Raw genomic sequence first — 6,742 nt, 5'->3', positions numbered from 1 at the left:
ACAAGACAGTGAAGCTGACACCTAGATCATCGGAACCGAAATCCCTACTAGGCCGATATGCGCGTTAGACGCCGATGCGCCCAAACCGCCCGCATATCCCTTCATTTCATAGCAATGTCAAAGAGCGATCTTCACACAAAAAACGAACGATCCGCCAATTGCTTGGCGTATCTCTCCGCGCCTTGTCTTCAGATTTTCCGATCCGGTGCCTTGGCTGCGCCGCCGCTTCGAACCGTCACCGTCGCCGTTTCTGCTTCGGTGGAGGGGTATTTACGGAGGGCGCGCCGGGGCCGCAAGAGGAAAAAGTGCAGGCGGGGAGATTTTTTTCCGCTCGGTCGAAAATCATGCGATTTCGGGGCCTTGGCGACAGGAAGCGTCAGATGCGGCCCGGTCTTCCGCAAGAAACTTGCGCCTGGGACACGCAACAGGGGCCGAGTCAGGCAGTCTTTTCACGCTGGACCGGGGCGGGAACCAGCCGCAGGGCAAGAAGCCCGGCGGTCACGGCCAGGTAGGCCAGCGACTCGACCGTCCAGAGCTTGCCGATCATAGCGAAGTGCAGCGCGCCAAGGGGAATGGCCACATAGGCCAGCCGGTGCAGCCGTCGCCAGCGGCGCGCGCCCAGGCGGCGCAGGGCGGCGTCGGTCGAGGTCAGCGCGAGTGGGACAAGCAGCAGGAACGCGGCGAAGCCGGCCAGGATGTAGGGCCGTTTCACCAGATCGCCGGCGATCTGCGGCCAGCGCAGACCCATGTCCAGCGCGACCCAGACCAGGAAATGCAGCGCCACATAGGCAAAGCCCAGCACCCCCACCGCGCGGCGGAACCTGACCAGCCGCAGGCCCGCCCGCATCAGCGGGGTCACCGCCAGCGAGGCGATCAGCAGCCGCAGCCCCCAGAGGCCCAGCGGATGCTGCAGCCCCCGCACCGGATCGGGGCCAAGATCGCCCGCCAAAGCGCGCGCCATCAGCACGCCCAGCGGTACGCAGCCCAGGGCCCAGACCGGCCAGGTCGGCAGGCGGCGCAGCAGCGTGTTGACACGCTGCATCAATAGTCCGCCGCCAGGTCCTGCCCGGCATAAAGGCCGGCGACGTGTTCGGCATAGCCGTTGAACATCCGCGTGTCCTCGCGCCCGCCGAACAGGCCCGAGCCGACGCGGCGCTCGCTGGACTGGCTCCAGCGCGGATGGTCGACCTGCGGGTTCACGTTGGCGTAAAAGCCGTACTCCTCGGGCTGCAATTCGTTCCAGGTGGTGCCCGGGCGGTCTGCGACCAGGCTGATGCGGGTGATGCTCTTCAACGATTTGAAGCCGTATTTCCACGGCACCACGACGCGGATCGGCGCGCCGTTCTGCTTGGGCATCGCTTCGCCATACAGCCCGGTGGCCAGAATCGTCAGCGGGTGCATCGCTTCGTCCAGCCGCAGCGCCTCGCGCAGCGGCCAGGGCATCAGCGGGCTTTGCTGGTTCCACATCTCCTCGGGCCGGTGCAACGTTTCGAAGCTGACGTATCTGGCGGCGGGCTGCACGCCAACGCGGTTCAGAAGTCCCGCCAGTTCGAAGCCGATCCAGGGCACCACCAGGCTCCAGGTTTCCACGCAGCGCAGGCGGTAGATGCGTTCCTCAAGCGGCTGGCCCTTCAGCACGTCGGCCAGATCATAGCTGCCGGGGCGGTCGACCAGGCCGTCGATGGTGATCGCCCAGGGGTCGGTTGTCAGCGCCGAGGCATAGGCGGCCGGGTCGCCCTTGTCGAAGCCGAATTCGTAGAAGTTGTTGAACGATGTGATGTCCTCAAGGCTGTTCGGCGCCTCGGCGCTGGAATAGAGGCTGGGTGCGGCCGCGATGCGGGCCGCGGCGGGAAAGGCGGCCAGCCCGGCCGCCCCGGCGATCAGCTGGCGGCGGTTCAGCCAGTCCGTTCGCGGCGTGACGTCTGACCAGCGCAGGTCGGATTTCCAGGGCATCGGCACGGCTCCTTGCGGCGGCTGGGAAACAGTATGGGGCGTTCGGGCGGCTTGGCAAACAGGCCCCGCTGTCCACATTACGGTCAGGCACGCGGCAGCGTTTCATCACGCGCGCTCAACCGGGTTCACCTTGATTTGACTGGAAAGCCGCAACGTCGCTGGCTTAGCGCGGTCGGCCGGCAGGGCAAGGGCGGCTCACGCAGGCGTGCAGGTGATCTTCCGGCGGGGCTGGCCCATATGATGCGGGCCGATGACGGCAGAGACCATGACCCAAGGAGTGAGTCCAAGATGATCCGCAGAACCTTTCTGGCCCTGACCGCCGCCACCGCCTTCGCCATGCCTGCCTTCGCGCAGGACAAGGACATTGTCGATACCGCCGTGGGCGCGGGCAGCTTCACCACGCTGGTCGCCGCCGTGCAGGCGGCCGGGCTGGTTGACACGCTCAAGGGCGAAGGCCCGTTCACCGTGTTCGCCCCCACCGACGCCGCCTTTGCCGCGCTGCCGGCCGGCACGGTGGAAGACCTGCTCAAGCCCGAGAACAAGGACAAGCTGGTGGCGATCCTGACCTACCACGTCGTGGCGGGCAAGGTGATGTCGACCGACCTGACCGAAGGCATGACGGCCGCCACCGTGAACGGCAAGAACATCACCATCACGCTGGATGGCGGGGCCAAGGTGAACGGCGCCGTGATTTCGGCCGCGGATGTCGCCGCCTCGAACGGGGTGATCCATGTCATCGACTCGGTGATCCTGCCGCCGGAAGGCTGACGCACGGAAAGGGGGGGCGCCAAAAGCGCCCCCCTTTCGCATCGGACAAACGCAATCCTCATGAAAACCGGGATCACCAGATGAACCGTCGCACTCTCTTCCAGCTTGGCGGGGCCATTTCGGCCGTCGCCCTTTTCGCGGCCTGCGTGCCGGCCGACACCCAGCCCGACATTGTCGACATCGCGTCGTCGAATGACGACTTCTCGACCCTGGTCGCCGCCGTTTCGGCGGCGGGTCTGGTCGAGACGCTGAAGGGCGACGGCCCCTTCACCGTCTTTGCGCCGACGAATGCCGCCTTCGCGGCGCTGCCGCCGGGGACGGTCGAGAACCTGCTGAAACCCGAGAACAAGGACCAGCTGGTCAAGATCCTGACCTATCACGTCGTGCCGGGCGAAGTGACCTCGGACCAGCTGGCCGGCAAGCGGATGGATGTGGCGACCGTGCAGGGCCAGACAGTGCACGTCGACGGACGCGAGGGCGTGAAGGTCAACAAGTCGCGGGTGACCACGGCAGACCTGATGGCGTCGAACGGTGTGATCCACGTCATCGACAAGGTGCTGCTGCCGAAGTGACGGCGTCGGACGGGCGGTCCGCCAGCCGGTCCGACCGGGCGGATGCCTGTGGAAAGGGGGCCCGAAGGCCCCCTTTGTCATCGGCGCCGGCCGATGGCTTCAGTGCACCACCGCCGCTTGCGGCCGTTCGCGGTTCGAGGCAATCACCCGGTCGCCCACGATCAGGCCTTCCGGCCCCGCCGAGACCTTCAGCGTGGTACCGTCCAGCACGTCGCCGGCCAGCAGCATCTCGGCCAGCGGGTCCTGCAACTGGCGCTGGATCACCCGCTTCAGGGGCCGCGCGCCGAACACCGGATCATAGCCTTCGTCGGCCAGCCACTGTTTGGCCTGCGGGTCAAGGTCGAGCGTGATCTTGCGCGCCGCCAGCCGCTGTTCCAGCCGGCGAAGCTGGATCTCGACGATCCCGCTCATGTCGGCCCGGTTCAGCCGGTCGAAGATGATCTGCTCATCCAGCCGGTTCAGGAATTCGGGGCGGAAGTGGGCCCGCACCGCTTCCATCACCTCGGCCCGCGCGGCGGCGGGATCGGCGCCATCCGGCAACTCGCTCAAGGCCCGCGCGCCAAGGTTGCTGGTCAGGATGATCAGCGTCTGCTTGAAGTCGACCGTGCGGCCCTGGCCATCGGTCAGCCGCCCGTCGTCCAGCACCTGCAACAGCACGTTGAACACATCGGGGTGGGCCTTTTCCACCTCGTCGAACAGCAGCACCTGATAGGGCCGGCGGCGGACGGCCTCGGTCAGCACGCCGCCTTCGTCATAGCCGACATAGCCGGGCGGCGCGCCGATCAGGCGCGACACCGAGTGCTTTTCCATGAATTCCGACATGTCGATGCGGACCATCGCCTGATCGTCGTCGAAGAGATAGGCCGCGAGCGCTTTGGTCAGTTCGGTCTTGCCCACGCCGGTGGGGCCAAGGAACAGGAAGCTTCCCAGCGGGCGGCTTTCATCCGACAGCCCGGCGCGGGACCGCCGGACGGCCTTGGACACGGCCTCGACCGCGGCCCGCTGGCCGATGACGCGCTTGCCCAGTTCCTCTTCCATCTTGAGCAGCTTTTCCTTTTCGCCCTCAAGCATCTTGGTCGTCGGAATGCCGGTCCAGCGTTCGACCACCTCGGCGATCTGCTCGGGGCGGACGGATTCGGACACCAGCGCATCGCCTTCGCGGGCCTCGGCCTCGGCCAGCTGCTTTTCCAGCGCCGGGATGCGGCCATACTGCAACTCACCCGCCTTGGCGAAGTCGCCCTCGCGCTTGGCGGTTTCCAGCTCGCTGCGGGCGTGGTCCAGCTGCTCCTTCAGCGTGCGCGCGGCCTCAAGGCTGTCGCGCTCGGCCTGCCACTTGGCGGTCATCTCGGACGAGCTTTCCTGCAGGTCGGCCAGTTCCTTTTCCAGCTTTTCCAGCCGGTCCTTGGACGCCGCGTCGTCTTCCTTCTTCAGCGCCTCGGCCTCGATCTGCAGCTGCAGGATCTGGCGATCCAGCTGGTCCAGTTCCTCGGGCTTGCTGTCCACTTCCATCCGCAGCCGGCTTGCGGCCTCATCCACCAGGTCGATGGCCTTGTCCGGCAGGAACCGGTCGGTGATGTAGCGGTGCGACAGCGTTGCCGCCGCCACCAGGGCCGCATCGGCGATCTTCACCCCGTGGTGAAGCTCGTACTTCTCCTTGATGCCGCGGAGGATGGAGATGGTGTCCTCGACCGTCGGTTCCGACACGAACACCGGCTGGAAGCGACGGGCCAGCGCCGCGTCCTTTTCCACGTGCTTGCGGTATTCGTCCAGCGTGGTGGCGCCGATGCAGTGCAACTCGCCCCGCGCCAGCGCCGGCTTGATCAGGTTGGCCGCATCCATCGCGCCTTCGGATTTGCCGGCGCCGACCAGGGTGTGCATCTCATCGATGAACAGGATGATCTCGCCCGCGGCGGATTCGATCTCCTTGAGGATGGCCTTCAGCCGTTCCTCGAACTCGCCGCGATACTTGGCCCCGGCGATCAGCGAGCCCATGTCCAGCGCCATCAGCTTCTTGTTGCGAAGGGATTCCGGCACGTCGCCGTTGACGATGCGCAGCGCCAGGCCCTCGGCGATGGCGGTCTTGCCGACGCCGGGTTCGCCGATCAGGACGGGGTTGTTCTTGGTGCGCCGGCTCAGCACCTGCATGGTGCGGCGAATCTCGTCGTCGCGGCCGATGATCGGGTCGATCTTGCCGCTGGCGGCGGCTTCGGTCAGGTCGCGGGCGTATTTCTTCAACGCCTCCATCGTGTCTTCCGACGAGGCCGAATCCGCCGTGCGCCCCTTGCGAACGTCATTGATCGCAGAGTTCAGGCCCTGCGCCGTGACCGCCCCGGCGGTCAGCGCGTCCTTGGCGCGGGTGTTGACCAGCGCCAGCGCGGTCAGGATGCGTTCGACGGGAACAAAGCTGTCGCCGGCCTTCTTGGCCACCGACTCGGCCTCATCCAGGACCCGCACCAGCGAGGGGTCAATGTAGGTCTGCCCGTCCCCGCCCGAGACCTTGGGCAGCTTGGCGATCGCCGCATTCACCGCGGCGTTGACCTGCTCGGGCGACCCGCCCGCCTTGCGGATCAGGTTCGCCGCGAGGCCCTGGTCGTCATCCATGAGGGCCTTCAGCAGATGGTCGGGCAGCACGCGCTGGTGGCTTTCCCGCATCGCGATGGTCTGCGCAGACTGAAGAAATCCGCGCGACCGCTCGGTGAACTTTTCAAGGTTCATCCGTTGTCTCCTTTTTCCAAGCACCGCCTGGCGGACGCCCTGAAAAGGCACGCCCACCCCTGGCCTTGGGCATGACATGGGGGTGCCCGCCGCGGCCTTCAAGCGCCGATCCGCCGGCGCCCGGGAATTTTCCGGCGGCTTCCCGCAAGGCCCCGTCGCGCGGCCTTTTTCCGCCCATGCCACAGGGTGGTTTCGGCGGCTTTGGCCGGGGGGTGCAGAGCCGGACTTGCAGCAAAGGTCCGGGGCGGTCAGGTGAGATGGGTTCAGCCCGGGAGGCGCGCGCGATGTACGACGTGATGGAACCGATCCTGCCGGTGGTGCCGGTCGAGGGCATCGCCGTGAACATCAGCCGATCGGGGCTGGCCATGGGCGACCGCTGCGAGGCGCGGCTGATGTCGGACGGCCGGGTGGGAATCTTCGCCCGGGTGCGCCAGCCGATCCTGCGGGTGATCCCGCGCTGGCGGCAGGGCTACCTGGGCCATCTTGGCCCGGTGGCCGGTCAGGTGATGGCTCCGGCGTTGCTGGAGGGCGCGTCTCTGCGGGTGCGGGTGGTGCAGTTGACCCCCGAGCATCTGGCCGGGCCGGGCATGCCCGAAATCATGATCTCGGTCTGGGGCGATCCGCGCTGGCTGACACCGTTCCTTGCGGTGCCCGCGGCGTTCCAGACGATGGACCTGGAGCCAGCCCCCGAGCCCGCTCTCCGCAACCGCCCCCGGCGGCTGAAGCCGGCCTAG

Annotated in this window: 6 protein-coding genes; 3 read left to right on the top strand and 3 right to left on the bottom strand. The window is 66.8% G+C overall.

Features of this window, described 5'->3' with window-relative positions; all coding sequences use genetic code 11:
* Nucleotides 1-436: 436 nt before the first annotated feature.
* Both LHP98_RS08410 and msrP read right to left on the bottom strand, forming a co-directional pair.
* On the bottom strand, nucleotides 437-1,042 hold the full coding sequence (locus LHP98_RS08410; protein WP_227252067.1) for a sulfite oxidase heme-binding subunit YedZ: 606 nt from the start codon (nucleotides 1,040-1,042) through the stop codon (nucleotides 437-439).
* Nucleotides 1,042-1,953, bottom strand: a complete 912-nt coding sequence (gene msrP, locus LHP98_RS08405) for a protein-methionine-sulfoxide reductase catalytic subunit MsrP (protein WP_227252066.1) — start codon at nucleotides 1,951-1,953, stop codon at nucleotides 1,042-1,044. Before msrP ends, LHP98_RS08410 begins: the two co-directional genes overlap by 1 nt.
* A 288-nt stretch (nucleotides 1,954-2,241) precedes the next feature.
* Here msrP and LHP98_RS08400 point away from each other — a divergent pair, with 288 nt between their 5' ends.
* Together LHP98_RS08400 and LHP98_RS08395 are read left to right on the top strand one after the other, a co-directional pair.
* Entirely contained in the window at nucleotides 2,242-2,721 is a 480-nt protein-coding gene (locus tag LHP98_RS08400; protein WP_227252065.1) for a fasciclin domain-containing protein, read from the top strand.
* An 80-nt stretch (nucleotides 2,722-2,801) separates the two neighbouring features.
* The gene (locus tag LHP98_RS08395) at nucleotides 2,802-3,293 is read left to right on the top strand and encodes a fasciclin domain-containing protein (RefSeq protein ID WP_227252064.1); all 492 of its coding nucleotides are present in this window, start codon (nucleotides 2,802-2,804) and stop codon (nucleotides 3,291-3,293) included.
* A gap of 99 nt (nucleotides 3,294-3,392) precedes the next feature.
* On the opposite strand, the gene clpB is transcribed toward LHP98_RS08395, so the two are convergent.
* Nucleotides 3,393-6,008 (bottom strand): ATP-dependent chaperone ClpB, encoded by a 2,616-nt coding sequence (clpB, locus tag LHP98_RS08390; RefSeq protein WP_227252063.1) that lies wholly within the window; start codon nucleotides 6,006-6,008, stop codon nucleotides 3,393-3,395.
* 257 nt (nucleotides 6,009-6,265) lie between these two features.
* Between clpB and LHP98_RS08385 the strand changes: the two genes are divergently transcribed.
* Nucleotides 6,266-6,742 (top strand): hypothetical protein, encoded by a 477-nt coding sequence (locus LHP98_RS08385; RefSeq protein WP_227252062.1) that lies wholly within the window; start codon nucleotides 6,266-6,268, stop codon nucleotides 6,740-6,742.

Source organism: Rhodobacter sp. Har01 (assembly GCF_020564565.1).
GTDB lineage: Bacteria > Pseudomonadota > Alphaproteobacteria > Rhodobacterales > Rhodobacteraceae > Pseudogemmobacter.
The sequence above is the reverse complement of the archived record's forward strand: the minus strand, read 5'-3'. Positions and strand labels throughout refer to the sequence as shown.